Raw genomic sequence first — 13,749 nt, forward strand, 5'->3', positions numbered from 1 at the left:
GCTTTTGTTATGCCCAGCCATCTCCCAAATCCTGCTGGCGATGCCTCCAGAGGGCCTGGTGTCTCCTGGGCAGAACCCTTCGGTAAAGGTCCAGGGGGCAATGAGGCACAAACAATCCTTACTGGGGATGAATACCCAGAAATTCTGGGTCCCGACGACGGTCAGCGCTGCTTTGAAAGGTTCCTGGCGCTTCCCTGTCCTCCTTTGCTGATTCAGCTGCCCAGCCCAGGCTGTGAAGCTCGCACCCAGTGGTTTTATGCCGACATCCTCGACATCAGTCTCGGTGGCTTGTGCCTGTTTATCACCGGAAACCATGATTTACAGGTAGGTCAAGCATTGCTGGTTGATTTCCATGTGCATCGGACCGCCGACTTGCATCAGGTGGCGGGTTTTCTGCGTTGGTTTGTTCGCTCCAGCACCTTTACCACCATGGGGATGGGCTTCAGCGAACCCCTGGCCCAGCTTCCCCAGCTGCTGCCGGAGCAGCGCAATAGCCCGCGTGACCCCAAAACGGTGGCTGATTAGAGCAAGAAGTAGCGCTGGGCCATTGGCAGCACATCGGCTGGTTCGCAGCTGAGCAGCACCCCATCGGCGAACACCTCATAGGTCTGGGGGTCAACCTCAACATTGGGCAGGGCCGTGTTGTTTTTCATTGAGGCCTTGCCGATGTCGCCGCGGGTGTTGGTCACGGGCACGCAGGGGCGTTTCAGGCCCAGCTGGCGGGGTAGGTCGGCATCGAGGGCTGCCTGGCTCATGAAAGTGAGGCAGCTGGGGGCCAGGGCGGCCCCAAAAGCGGCAAACATCGGCCGGCCGTGCACCGGTCCGGGGGTGGGAATCGAGGCGTTGGCATCGCCCATCTGGGCCCACACGATTGAGCCGCCCTTGATCACCAATTCCGGTTTCACCCCGAAAAAGCCCGGCTTCCAAAGCACCAGATCGGCAAGCTTGCCTACCTCCACCGAACCGATCTGGGAATCGAGCCCGTGGGCGATGGCCGGGTTGATCGTGGTTTTGGCGATGTAACGCTTTAAGCGGGTGTTGTCGTTGCGGCCTCCACTTGAAGCGGCATCTTCGGGCAAGGCGCCGCGCTGCACCTTCATCTTGTGGGCGGTCTGGAAGGTTCGGGTGATCACCTCCCCCACCCGGCCCATGGCCTGGGAGTCGCTGGCGATGATTGAGAAGGCGCCCAGGTCGTGGAGGATGTCTTCGGCGGCGATAGTTTCGCGGCGGATGCGCGATTCGGCGAAGGCCACATCCTCCGGGATGCGTGGATCCAGGTGGTGGCACACCATCAACATGTCGAGGTGCTCCTCGAGCGTGTTGCGGGTGTAAGGGCGGGTGGGATTGGTGCTGCTGGGAAGCACGTTGGTTTCGCCGCAGATTTTGATGATGTCGGGGGCGTGACCGCCGCCGGCCCCTTCGGTGTGAAAGGTGTGGATGGTGCGGCCGCCGATGGCGCGGATCGTGTCTTCCACAAAGCCGGCTTCGTTGAGGGTGTCGGAGTGGATGCACACCTGCACGTCGAAGCGGTCGGCCACCGTCAGGCAGCAGTCGATCGCGGCTGGGGTGGTGCCCCAGTCTTCGTGCAGCTTGAGGCCGCAGGCGCCGGCGCGCACCTGCTCCTCGATCGCTTCGGGGGTGGAGGCGTTGCCCTTGCCGTAGAAGCCCAGATTCACCGGCAGGCCCTCGGCGGCCTGCAACATGCGGGCTAGGTGAAAGGCGCCCGGGGTGCAGGTGGTGGCGTTGGTGCCGGTGGCCGGGCCGGTGCCGCCCCCCAGCAGGGTGGTTACACCGCTGGCCAGGGCCGTTTCAATCTGCTGCGGGCAGATGAAGTGGATGTGGGTGTCGATCGAGCCGGCCGTAAGGATGTGCCCCTCGCCGGCGATCGCTTCGGTGCCCGGGCCCACCACGATCGTCACGCCCGCTTGGGTGTCGGGGTTGCCCGCTTTGCCGATGGCGCAGATGCGGCCGTCGCGCAGGCCGATGTCGGCCTTGACGATCCCCCACCAATCCAGGATCAGGGCGTTGGTTATGACTGTGTCTACGGCGCCTTCAGCGCGGGGAGTCTGGCTCTGGCCCATGCCGTCGCGGATCACCTTGCCGCCGCCAAATTTCACCTCATCGCCGTAGACGGTGAAATCCTTTTCCACCTCCAGAAATAGCTCGGTGTCGGCTAGCCGCAGCCGATCGCCGGTGGTGGGGCCGTAGGTCTCGGCGTAGGCGCGGCGGGAGATGCGGTATGGCATGTGGAAAAGGGTTAATCGAGCGGTCCGTTGACCAGGCCGTTGAAGCCGAAAACGCGGCGCTCGCCGGCGAAGGGCACCAGCTGCACTTCGCGGCTGTCGCCGGGCTCAAAGCGGACAGCCGTGCCGGCGGGGATGTCGAGCCGCAGGCCGCGGGCGGCGTCGCGGTCAAATTTGAGCGCGCTGTTGGCCTCGTGGAAATGGAAGTGGGAGCCCACCTGCACGGGCCGGTCGCCGCTGTTGGCCACCAGCAGCGTTGTCACGGGCCGGCCGGCGTTCAGCACGATCTCGCCGGGTTCGGGCAGTAGTTCACCAGGGATCAGGGGGGGCATGGTTTTCGGTGATCAGCGGATCGGGTCGTGCAGGGTCACGAGCTTGGTGCCGTCGGGAAACATCGCTTCGATCTGCACTTCGCTTACCAGCTCAGGAATCCCCTCCATCACCTGTTCACGGCTCAGCCAGGTGCTGCCCTCGGCCATCAGGGCGGCAACGGTCTTGCCGTCCCGGGCGCCCTCGATCACCTGGAAGCTGAGCCAGGCAACGGCCTCGGGGTGATTCAGCTTGAGGCCGCGGTTGAGCCGCCGCTCCGCCAGCAGGGCGGCGGTGACGATCAGCAGCTTGTCCTTTTCCTGGGGGGTTAGGTGCATGGCCCAACTTTGGCAGCCTTAGGGCGCCTTGACCCGTTCAGCCTGAACCCAAGGGATGTTCCTGGAAGGGCCATACCCGCGGCAGTTCTGGGGCGCTGAGGCCGCGTGCGGCCCGGATCCGGGCCCATACCCTGGTGAACCAAAACCGGGCCGCCTGACTGGAAGGGCCGCGGTAGCGGGCGATCAGGCCCTGGTCTAGGGCTCCGCAGGCCAGGTCGCCCTCCAGACCCTGGCGGTCGCTGCGGCAGTCGGCCAGCAGCTGGGCTAGGGCAGCGGCCCCCAGGGGCTGCGGCGCTGCCCACACCAGCGATCCCAGTACCGGTTGGCCCGCCATGCCGTGCTCAGTTGCGAGGCTGGCGCCGCTGATTTCCAGGGGATCCACCAGCTCCCAGCGGCGACCTTCGGGGCCGCGGCGACAAACCTGCAGCCGTGAGCGCCAGCAGCCCTGGCCCAGGGTTTCGCCGGCGGCGCTGCGGCCTAGCCGTACGACGTCCATGCCCAGCCAGCTGGCTCCTGGTGCCAGCTCCACCGTGAGGTTCTGCTCCAGCAGCCCGCCGGCAAACAGCACCAGCTCCTGGGGCAGCCATTCCAGGTCGCTGCCTGCTTCAAGGCTGAAGTGCAGACTCTGGCGGGCCCACTGGCCCTGCGGCACCAAGCGGGAGCGCCCCACCGTGCCATACACCTTCTGGGCCGCCACGCTGGTCAGTAGGGCCTGGCTGGCAGGGGCAAGGTGGGCCCGCACCGTGAGTTGGTCGCCTCCCACCAGGCCGCCGGCGGTGTGCAGGAGGGGCAATTCGCAGCGGCCACCAGCCTGGGGGTAGGCCCGTTGCAATTTCAGAGGGGATGTAGCCCAGCCCTGATGCACAGTTGCAGGCGGCTCCCCCGGACTGCCCTGCCGGGCCGTGAACTCCAGCTCAGCGGCGCCGTGCCAGCGGCCTGCCGCAATGGTGTTGGGATGATTCACCAGGCATGCTGTTTAGAGACCATGGTGCACCCGGCGATGGCCAGCTCCGAGCCTGCTGACCGGCCTTTGGTGCTGCGTGAGCGCGGGCTGGCCGCCAGCCCGGGGGGTGTTCCTGCCTTGGTGCTTGCCCTTTCGGCGGCGGAGCGCACCCAGCTGCGGGGGTTGCGTTGCACTGTCTGTGGCAGGCAGGTGCTGCTGCAGCTGCCCCGGGGCTCAGCCCTGGAACCCGGTGAGTGGCTGGCCGCCACGGTTGCCGAACCGCTGGTGCAGGTGCGGGCGGCGGCGGAGGAGCTGTTGCAGGTGCGCAGCGCCGATCCCCTGGCCCTGCTCCAGGCCGCCTATCACCTTGGCAATCGCCACGTGGCCATGGAGATCAGGGCTGGTGAATTGCGCCTGCTCGCCGATTCCGTGCTGGCCCACCTGCTGGAGCATCGCGGTCTGCAGGTGGATCAGCTGCAGGCTCCCTTTCAGCCCGAGTCCGGTGCCTACGGCCCCATCCACGGCCACAGCCACAGCCATGACCACTAGCCGGTTGCGCTTGTTTCAGCTGATTAGCCCAGCGCTGCCGGTGGGGGCCTTCAGTTATTCGGAGGGCTTGGAGGTGCTGGTGCAGCGCGGGCTTTTGCTGGACGGGGCTGGGGTCAGGGCCTGGCTTGAGGCTGAGTTGCAGCGCGGCACCTTGGTGCTGGAGGCTGCCAGTTTGCCGGGCTTGCTGCTGGCTGAGGTGGCCGAATTGCGCGAGCGCGACAGCTGGTTGCTGGCCCTGCGGGAGGCGGCCGAGGTGCGCGCCCAGCAGCGCCAGATGGGCGCTTCGCTGCTGGGGCTGCTGGCCGATCTGGGCTTCAATCCGCCCGCCTTGAACCTGGCCTGGCCGGCAGCCTTTGCCCTGGCGGGCCGCGCCCTGGGGGTTGCCGCCACCGAGCTGGTGGAGGCCTACCTGTATGGCTGGGTGGCAAACCAGCTCAGTGCGGCCTTGCGGCTGGTGCCCCTTGGACCCACCGAGGCCCAGCGCCTACAGCTGGGCCTGGCGCCTTTGATTGCCGAGAGGGCCCTGGAACTGGCGGCTGCCGATCCAGATCAGCTCTGGAGCGGTGGTGTGGGAGCGGGTCTGGCCCAGTTGCGCCACGCCGAGCTGTACTCCAGGCTGTTTCGCAGCTGAGCGGATCGGATGAGCAAGCTGCGGGTGGGCGTAGCTGGGCCGGTGGGCTCGGGCAAAACGGCTTTAGTGGAAGCCCTGTGCCGGCGGCTGCGCGATCGCCTGCAGCTGGCGGTTGTGACCAACGACATCTACACCCAGGAGGACGCCCAGTTCCTCACGCGAGTTGGGGCCCTAGAGCCCGAACGCATCCGCGGCGTCGAAACCGGCGGCTGCCCCCACACCGCCATCCGCGAGGACTGCTCGATCAACCGGGCGGCGGTGGCAGAGCTGGAGGCGGCCTTCCCTGATCTGGATCTGGTGCTGGTGGAGAGCGGCGGCGACAACCTGGCTGCCAGCTTCAGCCCGGAATTGGTGGATCTCTGCATCTACGTGATCGATGTCGCCGCTGGCGACAAGATCCCCCGCAAGGGCGGCCCGGGGATCACCCGCTCCGACCTGCTGGTGATTAACAAGATCGATCTGGCCCCGATGGTGGGAGCAAGCCTTGAGGTGATGGCAGCGGATACCGAGCGCATGCGTCAGGGGCGCCCATGGTGTTTCACCAACATCCGAAATGGCCAAGGAGTTGATGTTGTTGAAGCATTTTTGTTGCAACAGCTACCAAGCTGAGTATTTTGTAGTTTTGGTTACAGGCAGGCTGCATTCAGCTCTTTACGTTGAATCAGCTTAAAAAATCTTTTCTATGCTCCCGATTCAAATTCGCCGCGTTGCCAGTGGCACAGCTTTTTCTCTTGTTGCTTTTTCATTAGCCTCCTGCGGCTCTGGTGATCAAGCCGTCAAGTATGACGACACTGTGAAGGTAGGGATCTTGCATTCCCTAACTGGCACCATGGCAATTTCGGAATCCACACTAGTGGATACTGAGAAAATGGCCATTGATGAGATCAATGCAGCCGGGGGCGTTACGGTTGATGGTAAGAAGTACAAGATCGAGTACATCGTTGAAGACGGAGCTTCCGATTGGCCAACATTTGCTGAGAAATCTAAAAAATTAATCGATCAGGATAAGGTTCCTGTTGTTTTTGGTGGTTGGACTTCTGCTAGCCGTAAGGCAATGCTGCCTGTTTACGAGTCCAAGGATGCTTTCCTTTATTACCCTATTCAGTATGAGGGTCAGGAATGTTCAAACAATATCTTCTATACAGGAGCCACTCCCAATCAGCAGTCTGAGCCTGCAACAGAGTTCATGTTCAAGAAGTCGCCTGCCGCTGGCAAGCCCTTCTTCTTAGTGGGATCTGACTATGTGTTCCCCCGGACTTCAAACACGATCACAAAGTCCCAGGTTGCTCAGCTTGGTGGCAAGGTTGTAGGCGAAGACTACCTGCCTTTGGGTAATACTGAAGTTGCCCCTATTATTGCCAAAATAAAGAAAGCTCTTCCCGATGGCGGAGTCATTATCAATACGTTGAACGGCGACCAAAACGTCGCTTTCTTCAAGCAAATTCAGGATGCTGGTATCACACCAGCCAAGGGCTATTATGTGATGAACTATTCAATTGCTGAAGAAGAAATCAGCACTATTGGATCTGAGTTCTTAGAGGGCCATTACGGCGCTTGGAACTATATGATGTCCATTGATACACCAGCTTCTAAGAAGTTTGCGTCAGATTTCCAGGCCAAATATGGAGCTGATCGCAAGGTCGCTGACCCTCAAGAGTCGGCGTACAACATGGTTTATCTCTGGAAGGCTGCAGTTGAAAAGGCTAATAGCTTTGACAACGACAAGGTTCGTAAAGCCTTGGTAGGCATAGAATTTGCTGGGCCCCAGGGACCTGTAAAGGTAATGCCTAACCATCACTTGTCACAAACTGTCCGTATTGGTCAGATAACTGCAGACGGCCAGTTCAAGATCCTGGAGGAAAGTGATGGTCCCGTTGCTCCTCAGGCCTGGAACCAGATTCACCCAGACTCCAAGGGTTACTCCTGCGACTGGACTGATCCTAATAAAGGCGGTAAGTACAAGCTCTGATTTCTAGTTACTCTGTTTTTAGTAGCTAGCAAGGGGTGGCGCTGCAAAGTGCCACCCTTTTATTTTTGGTTTCCTTTCTTATTCTCGTGGAACTTCTTTTTGAAAGTTTATTCAATGGAGTGGCTATCGGCTCAGTGCTGATGGTTGCCGCGCTTGGCTTGGCTATCGTATTTGGCCTTATGGGTGTAATAAACCTAGCCCATGGCGAACTAATCATGCTTGGTGCTTACACCACTTATGTGGTACAGCTAATCTTTAAGCTACCAGCACTGCAATCAATTTACTGGGCATATATTTTAGTAGCCATACCTTTGGCGTTTGTTGTTAGTGGTGTTGTGGGTATTCTTCTCGAGCGCACGGTGATCCGGCGCCTTTACGGCAATCCTTTGGAGACTCTCCTGGCGACTTGGGGCGTAAGTTTGATTTTACAACAGTTCGTACGAAGTGTGCCATTAGCTTATGCTGCTGGCTTTATCTTTGCATTACTTGTAGGGTTTAGTTTCCCATTTTTGCTTCCCAAGAAACTATTAGAGGGCCCGTCTGCTAAGTTACTTAAGGCTACGGGTTGGTTTGTGTCTGCAATCGCGGGCATTCTGCTAGCGGGAGGCTTGGCCACTCAAATTAATACTATTTCCCGCGCCAATTCACGCAATGTTGATGTAACTGCTCCAAGATGGATGCGCGGCGGGATTGAGTGGATGAATCTTACTTTCCCAGTTCCTAGATTGGTCATTATTGCCATGACAATCTTAGCTGTGTTAGCCGTATTTTGGTTTTTAAATCGCAGTGTATGGGGCATGCGTATTAGGGCTGTGACTCAAAATAGGTCCATGAGTGATTGTCTTGGAATTCCAACTGATACAGTTGATGTTCTTACATTTGGTATCGGATCTGGTTTGGCTGGAGTCGCTGGAGTGGCTGTGTCCTTGCTGGGCTCAGTTGGGCCAAATGTTGGTAGTTCTTATATAGTTGGCTGTTTTATGGTAGTTGTTCTGGGCGGGGTAGGTAATTTATTTGGAACTATATTAGCCTCCTTTTCAATTGGATTGCTAACAGATCTAATTGGCGCCGGCCGACTCCTGTCTTTATGGCCCAATATGCCAAGTCCTTTAGCAGTTACTGTGGATTTCTTTGCTACAACTAGCATGGCTCAGGTAATGATATTTGCATTGATCGTTATCTTTCTGCAATTTCGTCCTGGTGGGCTATTCCCACTTAAGGGTCGCACTGTGGAGGCTTAAGCAATGATCTTCAAAGCATCTACGCTTCCCCGTTGGGCGCTCTTGCTGATATGGGTTCTGATATTTGCAGCCATCTTTGCGGCACCGTCGGTCCTTCCTGTATTTCGCTTAAATTTACTTGGTAGATTTTTATCTCTGGCTATTGTTGCCTTAGGGATTGATCTGATATGGGGCTTTACTGGCTTGCTGAGTTTGGGACAGGGAATCTTCTTTGCCATAGGTGGTTATGCTGCTGCCATGTATTTGCAACTTACAAGTTCGGCAAAAGAAATAAATGGAATTCCTGAATTTTTTGGCTTGTATGGAGTGCAAGAGCTTCCTGCCTTCTGGCAACCATTTTATTCTCCTATATTTACACTAGTTGCTATATGGTTGCTTCCGGCCTTATTGGCGGGCTTTCTTGGAAATCTTGTTTTTCGAAATCGAATAAAAGGTGTTTATTTTTCCATTCTTACCCAGGCTTCTCTTCTTGTATTCTTTAACTTTTTTAATGGCCAACAAAAACTTATAAATGGTACCAATGGTCTTAAGACTGATGTAAGTGAGCTATTCGGTCAAATGGTTGGCTCTGCAAATATGCAGAAATCATTTTTTTGGTTAACTTGTTTTCTTGTGATTCTTACCTGGTTTTTATTGCGCTGGGTGGTGAGAGGGAGATTTGGAGACGTTTTAATAGCAATAAGGGACGATGAACCACGACTACGCTTTACGGGATTTAATCCCACCCTATTTAAAACGATAGTGTTTGCAATGGCGGGAGGCTTGGCTGGTATTGGGGGAGCTTTATATACCGTTCAATCCGGTATCGTGTCTCCCCAGTATATGACTATACCTTTCTCCATTGAAATGGTTATTTGGGTTGCTGTCGGGGGTAGGGGTACTTTGCTTGGAGCGATTCTTGGCGCTGTATTTATTAACTATGCAAAAAGCTTGGTAAGTGAAGCTTTCCCTGAAACATGGCTATTTATTCAGGGAGGCTTGTTTATTGTTGTGGTTTGTGCATTGCCTGAAGGCGTTATAGGCTGGCTTCAGAATGGTGGAGTCCGCAATCTGTTTACTCGCTTTGGCTGGTCTACTCCCATAGCAACTTATCCAAAACTCCAAAACTCGGGGATCGATGAGGTTCAGCCATGAGTGATTACTTGCTTGAGCTGCGTCACGTGAATGTTTCTTTTGATGGCTTTCTTGCTCTAAATGATCTCAATCTTTCACTAGTGACTGGTGAGCTTAGGGCTGTAATTGGGCCCAATGGTGCAGGTAAAACCACCTTCCTTGATGTTATTACCGGTAAGGTTAGACCTACTACTGGTGATGTTCTTTTCAAGAGCCGCTCTATAGCGCGCGTATCTGAGTATTCAATTGCTCGCTTGGGTATAGGGCGTAAGTTTCAGAGTCCAAGAGTTTTTGAAAAGCTTACTGTTCAGGAAAATCTTGAATTAGCTGTAAGCCAGCCTAAGCAGCCCTTTCCTCTTTTATTTGGAAGCCTTACCGCTACCCAGCGTGATCAAGTTCAGCATTTAATGTCTATTGTGAGCCTGCAGCCAAAAGCAAGATGGCCGGCAGGCTCTCTTTCTCATGGGCAAAAGCAGTGGCTAGAGATTGCTATGCTTGTGGGTCAAGATCCCGATTTGCTGTTAGTAGACGAGCCGGTGGCTGGTCTTACTGATGAGGAGACTGAGCTTACAGCAGATTTGCTGAAGTCATTGGCTGGCGACCACACCGTACTCGTGATTGACCATGACATGGAATTTATTCGAAGGCTTGATACTTCTGTGACAGTGTTGCATCAGGGGCATGTTCTTTGTGATGGAAGCATGGATGAAGTGCAGTCCGACCCTCGAGTAATTGAGGTTTATCTTGGCAGCAGTGAGGTTGACTACTAATGACTACACTTTTAGAGATTTCGGGCCTCAATACTTACTATGGTGAGAGCCATATTCTCCGCGACGTAGACCTCACTGTTAATTCAGGGGAAATGGTCTGCTTGGTGGGGCGTAATGGTGTGGGAAAAACAACCCTCCTTAAGTCATTGATCGGGCTCCTGCAGGCTCGCAGGGGGGACATTTTATTTGAAGGTATGCTTGTAAACAGACAAGCCCCTCATGTAAGAGCAAGAGCGGGTATTGGCTATGTGCCTCAGGGAAGGGAAATCATTGCGCAGTTAACTGTGGAGGAAAACCTCAAGCTGGGGATGGAGGCACTACCCTCTGGCTTGAAGCAGAACAGCAAGATCGACCCTTTCATATATGAGCTCTTCCCGATACTGCAGGAGTTCCTGCCGCGCAAGGGAGGTGATCTTAGTGGCGGGCAGCAGCAGCAATTGGCTATTGCAAGGGCACTTCTTGGAAGGCCAAAGTTGCTATTGCTAGATGAGCCAACTGAGGGGATTCAGCCAAATATTGTCCAGGATATCGAAAATGCCGTACGCAGAATAATTGCAGAGACAGGTATCGGCGTGCTGCTAGTTGAGCAGCATCGTCATTTCGTGCGCCAGGCAGATCGTTATTACGCTATGCAGCGTGGCGGGATTGTGGCCAGTGGTGCTACAGCGGATCTCAGCCCGGAGATGATTCAGCGCTTTTTAAGTGTTTGAACCCGCCCGCCGTTAATAATCGCCGCCAAGCTGTCTCTGGATCTTCCCAATGGCTATTTTTTAGCTTGGCGTCATGGAAATGACTTATGGGCCGGCAGTTAAGGCTATTAATTAGCCATGCTGCATCGCATGTCAGGAGCTCAGGCTTTTGTACATCACATTCAGTGATTAGTCCAGTTTCCAGACCCCGCTGCCGCATCACCCCCGGCAGGCAGCCGCTGCTTAGGGGCGGGGTGATCCAGGAGCCCCCGCGGCACACCAGCAGGTTGGCGCTGGTGCTGCAGCAGAGGCCGCCGGCGGAACTATTCAGCAGGGCGTCGTCGGCGCCCGCCTCCAGGGCCTGGCGGCGGGCCTGGATCGAGGCCCCGTAGGCAAGGCTCTTGCAGCGGCTCAGCAGGCTGGAGGCGCTGCGGGTTTCGGTGGGACTAACGATCACTCGCACCGGCTCAAAACACGGTTTGCTGGCACTGAGCTGCAGCCAGAAGCTGGGGCTGCTGATGCGGGGTGGGTCGATGCCCCGTGCACCGCTGCCGCGGCTCCAGTTGAGCCGCAGGGCGCCGCTGCCGCCCTGGGCCGTGCCGATGCCGCTGCGCTCGATCGCTGCGGCGATCAGGGGCTTCACGGTCGCCGCTACTGGCGGTGGCGGCAGCCCCAGCAGCATCGCCGAGCTCTGCCAGCGGGCCAGGTGTTCGTCCAGCAGCCAGGCCTGACCTGCCTCCACCAGCAGGGTTTCAAACAGGCCATCGGCCAGCAGCAGGCCTCGGTCGCTGATCGGCAGGGTCAGGGTCTGCGGTGTGCCCCAGCGCCCCTGCCCCGTGCCGTCGCCCAGCCAGGCGATCGGGTCGCTCATGCCAGGGCCTCCAGCAGGGGTTGCAGTTTCCAGCCCAGCTCCTCGGCTTCGGCGGCGGGGTCGGAGTCGGCCACGATGCCGCAGCCGGCGTGGGCCCGCAGGCGCTGGCCGCGCAGCAGCAGCGAGCGGATCAGGATGTTGCTGTCGAACTGGCCGTCGACCCCAAGCCTGAATAGGGAGCCGCAGTAGGGCCCCCGCGGCACCGGCTCGAGGCCATGCAGGCGCTGGCAGGCGCGGATCTTGGGCGCACCGGTGATCGAACCGCCCGGCCAGCAGGCCCGCAGCAGGTCAATCGTGTCGAACCCCGGCTGCAGCTGGCCCCGCACCACCGAGGTGAGGTGGTGCACCTGGCGGTAGCTCTCCAGCCCCACCAGCTGGGGCACCTGAATCGAGCCTGGCTTGCACACCCGGCCCAGGTCGTTGCGCAGTAGGTCGACGATCATCACGTTCTCGGCCCGGTCCTTGGGGCTGGTGACCAGGTCGGCGGCGGCGTCGGCATCGGCGTCGGCATCGCCATGGCGCGGCCGGGTGCCCTTGATCGGCCTGGTTTCCACCTCCCCACCAGCCCCCACCCGCAGGAACCGCTCCGGCGAGGCCGACAGCACCGCCTCCCCCGACGCCGCGCCGCCGGCGATCGCCAGGCCAGCAAAGGGGGCGGCGCATAGCTCGCGCAGGCGGCCGTAAAGGCCGAGGGGATCGGCGGGGCTTGTTAAGGAGTGCTCGCAGCAGGCGGTGAGATTGGCTTGGAAAAGATCGCCGGCGGCGATCCAGGCCAACACTTGCTCCACCTGGGCGGCAAAGCGCTCCGGTGGGGTGTGCCAGTGCCAGGAGGCTGGCGCGATCGCGGCCGGGGATTGGCTCGCTGGCGTGGTGCCTAGATCAAGCCGCTCCAACAGGGCAGCGAAGCTGCTTAGCCGCGCTGGATCTTGACCCTCGAGCCACTGCTGCTGGCTGCCATGGTCAAACACCAGCACCGGGTCGTGGCGGGCGGCCCAGAGCAGGGCCATGTCGGGCGACTGCCAATGGGGTGCCGGCTCCACCCAGGCCCCGGCTTCGTAGCTGAGCCAGCCCATCCAGTGGCCGCCGCCAGCGGCTAGATCGGCCAGCAGCGCAAAGGGATCACTGGCGCCGCTCTCCCCCGGCAGGCCGCGGCAGATGCGCTGCTCCAGGGGCGCCAGGCCAAGGCGGCTGCAGGGGCCCTGGGCGCTGCCATCGCTATCGAGCCACACCAGACCTTCCCTACCCAGCTCGGCCGCCAGGGCTTGCACTAGGGGCCAGGGATCCCGCCAGGGCAGGGCGTGATATTGGGGCTCGCGGTGGCGGGGCGGGCTCATGCCTCAGCTGCCAGCAGGGCGGCATCGCGGATGCGGCAGCTGTCGCACACGCCACAGGGCCGCTCGCCGCCCTCGTAGCAGCTCCAGGTGCGCTCGATCGGCACGCCCAGCCGCCGGGCCTCTTGCACGATCCGGGTTTTGCTCCAGGTCACCAGGGGTGCCCAGAGCTGGGCGGCGTGGCCTTCGCGGCCGGCCTTGCTGGCCAGCTCCGCCAGGCTCTGGAAGGCTTCGAGGTAGTCGGGACGGCAGTCGGGGTAGCCGGAATAGTCGACAGCATTTACGCCCAGCACCAGCTTCTGGGCGCCGCGGGCCTCAGCCAGGCTCAGCGCCAAGGCGATGAACACGGTGTTGCGTCCTGGCACATAGGTGCACGGGATCACGCCCGCCTCAACCCCTGCGCTGGGCACGGCGATGGCGGTGTCGGTGAGGGCGGAGCCACCCCAAGCGGCCAGATTGACGGCGATGGTGTGGTGTTCAGCCAGTCCCAGGAGCGGTGCCAGTTCGGCGGCGGCTTGCAGTTCGCGGCGATGGCGTTGGCCGTAATCCAGCGACAGCCCGATCACCCGGTAACCGGCTTCGATCGCCAGGGCCGCGGCGGTAGCCGAATCCAGGCCGCCGGAGAGCAGGGCGATGGCCAGGGGTGGGCCAGGCATGGGTGCGGCAGACACGGCTACTGGGCTGGCGATGGCGTTGAGGAGCTTGTACAGAAGTACATCTTCCCCAATGCCAGCGTCGCTTGCGGCCGCCAC

At 59.1% G+C, this 13,749-nt stretch carries 16 protein-coding genes; 9 read left to right on the forward strand and 7 right to left on the reverse strand.

All coding sequences use genetic code 11. The annotated features are described in order from the left end of the window. Positions 1-9 precede the first annotated feature (9 nt). Entirely contained in the window at positions 10-525 is a 516-nt protein-coding gene (locus U9970_RS12885; protein WP_322764520.1) for a PilZ domain-containing protein, read from the forward strand. On the opposite strand, the gene ureC is transcribed toward U9970_RS12885, so the two are convergent. Genes ureC through U9970_RS12905 form a run of 4 tightly spaced genes read right to left on the reverse strand, consistent with a single transcriptional unit; the run spans position 522 to position 3,854 of the window. Next, positions 522-2,246: an urease subunit alpha gene (gene ureC, locus U9970_RS12890; RefSeq protein WP_254997805.1), complete on the reverse strand. Its 1,725-nt coding sequence runs from the start codon at positions 2,244-2,246 to the stop codon at positions 522-524. The two genes, U9970_RS12885 and ureC, sit on opposite strands and share 4 nt — an antisense overlap. A gap of 11 nt (positions 2,247-2,257) precedes the next feature. Next, positions 2,258-2,575, reverse strand: a complete 318-nt coding sequence (locus U9970_RS12895) for an urease subunit beta (protein ID WP_254997803.1) — start codon at positions 2,573-2,575, stop codon at positions 2,258-2,260. A gap of 12 nt (positions 2,576-2,587) precedes the next feature. Next, on the reverse strand, positions 2,588-2,890 hold the full coding sequence (locus U9970_RS12900) for an urease subunit gamma (RefSeq protein WP_106502635.1): 303 nt from the start codon (positions 2,888-2,890) through the stop codon (positions 2,588-2,590). 37 nt (positions 2,891-2,927) lie between these two features. Next, positions 2,928-3,854, reverse strand: a complete 927-nt coding sequence (locus U9970_RS12905) for an urease accessory protein UreD (protein WP_407653046.1) — start codon at positions 3,852-3,854, stop codon at positions 2,928-2,930. A gap of 36 nt (positions 3,855-3,890) precedes the next feature. On the opposite strand from U9970_RS12905, the gene ureE reads away from it, so the two are divergent. The 8 genes from ureE to urtE all read left to right on the forward strand — a co-directional run bounded on the left by ureE (position 3,891) and on the right by urtE (position 10,816). Continuing rightward, entirely contained in the window at positions 3,891-4,382 is a 492-nt protein-coding gene (gene ureE / locus U9970_RS12910; RefSeq protein WP_322764521.1) for an urease accessory protein UreE, read from the forward strand. Further along, positions 4,372-5,013, forward strand: a complete 642-nt coding sequence (locus U9970_RS12915; protein WP_322764522.1) for an urease accessory protein UreF — start codon at positions 4,372-4,374, stop codon at positions 5,011-5,013. The genes ureE and U9970_RS12915 overlap by 11 nt, the downstream gene beginning before the upstream one ends. Positions 5,014-5,022: 9 nt before the next feature. Beyond that, on the forward strand, positions 5,023-5,622 hold the full coding sequence (gene ureG, locus U9970_RS12920) for an urease accessory protein UreG (protein WP_322764523.1): 600 nt from the start codon (positions 5,023-5,025) through the stop codon (positions 5,620-5,622). 73 nt (positions 5,623-5,695) lie between these two features. Then, the gene (urtA, locus tag U9970_RS12925) at positions 5,696-6,982 is read left to right on the forward strand and encodes an urea ABC transporter substrate-binding protein (protein ID WP_322764524.1); all 1,287 of its coding nucleotides are present in this window, start codon (positions 5,696-5,698) and stop codon (positions 6,980-6,982) included. An 86-nt stretch (positions 6,983-7,068) separates the two neighbouring features. After that, a complete protein-coding gene (locus U9970_RS12930; protein ID WP_322766141.1) occupies positions 7,069-8,223 on the forward strand; it encodes an ABC transporter permease subunit in 1,155 nt (384 codons plus the stop codon). A 6-nt stretch (positions 8,224-8,229) separates the two neighbouring features. Continuing rightward, on the forward strand, positions 8,230-9,357 hold the full coding sequence (gene urtC, locus U9970_RS12935; protein WP_407653120.1) for an urea ABC transporter permease subunit UrtC: 1,128 nt from the start codon (positions 8,230-8,232) through the stop codon (positions 9,355-9,357). Beyond that, a complete protein-coding gene (gene urtD, locus U9970_RS12940; protein ID WP_322764526.1) occupies positions 9,354-10,106 on the forward strand; it encodes an urea ABC transporter ATP-binding protein UrtD in 753 nt (250 codons plus the stop codon). The genes urtC and urtD overlap by 4 nt, the downstream gene beginning before the upstream one ends. Next, entirely contained in the window at positions 10,106-10,816 is a 711-nt protein-coding gene (gene urtE, locus U9970_RS12945; protein WP_322764527.1) for an urea ABC transporter ATP-binding subunit UrtE, read from the forward strand. The genes urtD and urtE overlap by 1 nt, the downstream gene beginning before the upstream one ends. Here the strand turns inward: urtE and U9970_RS12950 are convergent. Genes U9970_RS12950 through queC form a run of 3 tightly spaced genes read right to left on the reverse strand, consistent with a single transcriptional unit; the run spans position 10,779 to position 13,653 of the window. Beyond that, entirely contained in the window at positions 10,779-11,666 is an 888-nt protein-coding gene (locus tag U9970_RS12950) for an aminotransferase class IV (protein WP_322764528.1), read from the reverse strand. The two genes, urtE and U9970_RS12950, sit on opposite strands and share 38 nt — an antisense overlap. Beyond that, the gene (locus U9970_RS12955; protein ID WP_322764529.1) at positions 11,663-13,000 is read right to left on the reverse strand and encodes an anthranilate synthase component I family protein; all 1,338 of its coding nucleotides are present in this window, start codon (positions 12,998-13,000) and stop codon (positions 11,663-11,665) included. The genes U9970_RS12950 and U9970_RS12955 overlap by 4 nt, the downstream gene beginning before the upstream one ends. Further along, positions 12,997-13,653, reverse strand: coding sequence for a 7-cyano-7-deazaguanine synthase QueC (queC, locus tag U9970_RS12960; protein WP_322766142.1), 657 nt, complete (start codon positions 13,651-13,653; stop codon positions 12,997-12,999). The genes U9970_RS12955 and queC overlap by 4 nt, the downstream gene beginning before the upstream one ends. Positions 13,654-13,749 lie beyond the last annotated feature (96 nt).

Source organism: Cyanobium usitatum str. Tous, assembly GCF_963920485.1.
In the GTDB taxonomy this organism is placed as follows: Bacteria; Cyanobacteriota; Cyanobacteriia; order PCC-6307; family Cyanobiaceae; genus Cyanobium_A; species Cyanobium_A usitatum_A.